Annotated in this window: 3 protein-coding genes; 1 reads left to right on the plus strand and 2 read right to left on the minus strand. The window is 48.0% G+C overall.

The window, feature by feature from the left end:
• Window positions 1–78: 78 nt before the first annotated feature.
• A complete protein-coding gene (locus ACNRUY_RS26235; protein WP_488114616.1) occupies window positions 79–1,140 on the minus strand; it encodes a 3-hydroxyacyl-CoA dehydrogenase NAD-binding domain-containing protein in 1,062 nt (353 codons plus the stop codon).
• Window positions 1,141–1,295: 155 nt separating this feature from the next.
• Entirely contained in the window at window positions 1,296–1,988 is a 693-nt protein-coding gene (locus ACNRUY_RS26240) for a pirin family protein (RefSeq protein WP_488114617.1), read from the minus strand.
• Between the two features lie 131 nt (window positions 1,989–2,119).
• Here ACNRUY_RS26240 and ACNRUY_RS26245 point away from each other — a divergent pair.
• Window positions 2,120–2,328: hypothetical protein (locus tag ACNRUY_RS26245; protein ID WP_488114618.1), on the plus strand; the 209-nt coding region annotated here is incomplete at its 3' end.

A 2,328-nucleotide genomic window follows, 5' to 3' on the forward strand; every position in this document is an offset into this window, starting at 1 on the left:
AACAAAATACCTGTCTCGTTACCTCGGGTGGAAAAGGTTTCTTAAAACTCAACTCTTCTCAGAGGAGGCTTTTTTAGATCAAGTTTCTATACATTGGGTAGAGCAACACTTAATTTGAACAGCGCCGTACTGTGTCATTGTTTCCAGATTGGCTGACCTGTTACTCCAAAGCCATTCAATACTTTTCTGAGGGCAGTCGGTTTTTGTACAGGGGGCGTAGAACGTTTGCCTGGCTTTGACCATGTTTTGAACAAAGTCGGGCATTTCAGTAGTGCAGGCCCCATGGGAATGCCAGACATGTCGAATATCTATGGCGGTTTTAAGCCCGATGATGTCCATGGTGCCAAAGATACCCAGAGGGCGACCGTAGAGCAGAATGAATGCCAGGTCTGCCATTTCCTTGTTGAGGCTTTTTTCAGCGACAAGGTTAATAAAATGTTCTTTTATCCGGAACCAGATGCGATTGAAAGAATGGCCCATCCGGCCTTTCTCGGAAAGGTGTTGGTTGTGAAGGTGCACCGAGGTAATGTTCAAGCGGTGGTTAAAGTATTCAACAGTTGCGCTTGTCTCTTCAGCCATTCTGTTAAAAGCTACTTGAGCATCGAGTTTTCGTATGCGATGAACTCCAACTTCACTGACGGCCCCGTGAGGGGAGTACATATGATTTATTGCTACACGTGGGACTCTGTAAACAGGCGACTTCTCTGTCAGAATAGTGACTGGAATGGAAGAGGTATTGCTGGCAACCACAACATCGCTTTTTCCCTGTTGCTCAAGCTTTTCCAGAACCCCTGCGATTAATACCTGCTTGTCCTTAACATTTTCCGTTATCAGTTCCTGGACAAAGATAGTGTCAGCCCATTCATCACCGGTTATGTCTTCATAGGAGTCTTTGAAAGACAGCCGGTCTGGAGTTTTGCCTTTGCCCCACTCTTTTGCTTCCTTTATGCGTTCGGGGTTGATATCGACAATAATCAGTTTCTCGTTTTCCTTGAGAACTCGATAAAACTTGTCTGTATAAACTTTGCCGGTATTACCATAGCCCAGGATAACAATGGTGTCTGCCCAGGCTATATGGCAAAGGAAAAAAGTGAAGATAAGCAACAGGGTTCGTATGAAAGGGGGGCGCAGTGGAAACATACCAAAAGCCTCTGCTCTTTACTGAGTAATAAGGAGGCTTGAGTGTAGTTTGCCTTGGCGGGTGCTTCCCTGGTGATAATGGAATGAGCCAAAATGTTCTTAAAATCTCATTTATAAGACCGTTTCAGTGCTCTTCCGGTACAGGGATTGTTTGCTCAACTCTGGCTCGGATCCGTCAGGTAAACCAGAATCAACTGGGCACTTTCTCCGGCTTTAAAGAGGATGCCATGGTCCGAACGAATCAGGGTTCTTGGACTAACCCGTTGACCATTAAGGGTTCCCGACCCTTTGCTGAGGTAGGCCATGACCATTCCTGGTTTTGCACTCTGTTGCCCTGCAGCCAGGTTGGCTACGGCAATGGAGGTCTGACTGTTGAACGTCCGGTTCTGGCTTTCAGATCCCCCGTAAATGGTCAGGGTTTCTCCGGGGGTGGGCTGATACACTTTATAACCCGCCGGTTCACCTGGCTTATCGGGCACTACCCACAATTGAATCATTTGATTTGGCCGATTGTCAGGATTGACTTCGTTGTGGCTGAACCCTTCCGCCCCGGCCCGCTGTACTTGCACAGACCCGGCTTCCAGGCCCTGGCCATGCTCAAGGGAGCCTGCATGGGCAATGGAGCCCTCCACCATAACCGAAATGACATCAATTTCTCTGTGGTCGTGCATACCGGTTTCACCATGGGGCAGGAAATTGGCGTCAGCCAGATAGACAAAATTGCCAATGCCGTTGAAGGTTTGCTCCATCTTTCGAGCACCGAAAACCCGGTTGTCCATCACAAACCGGCGCTCTTCCAGCCCGGCAAACCCCCCATGGGGCAGTTGATCGTAGTTCAGAATATCCATTGAATGCTCCTGCCTGTGTCTGGCCCTGTTGATTATTGCCTCACTTATGAGGTTAATTTCAGTCTAATTGTTGTTGTAAGTGCGATAAATATGGATAAATAAGACTTTGTGTTCTGTGTATTGGAACAGTGATGGATTTGAATGACCTGATGATCTTCCGGGTGGTGGTGGAGCAGGGCAGCTTTACCGGGGCAGGGCAGAGTCTGGGATTACCTAGGCGGCGTTCTCATCTAACCGATCTGCCAGATTTTAACTCAAACTCATGCCAACCAGACCATGATGGCTGCTATTTGAAGCATTCCCGTATAGTTACGCAGAAGCCGCTCGTAACGAGTTGCTA

The sequence above is a fragment of the Endozoicomonas sp. Z74 genome, assembly GCF_057680865.1.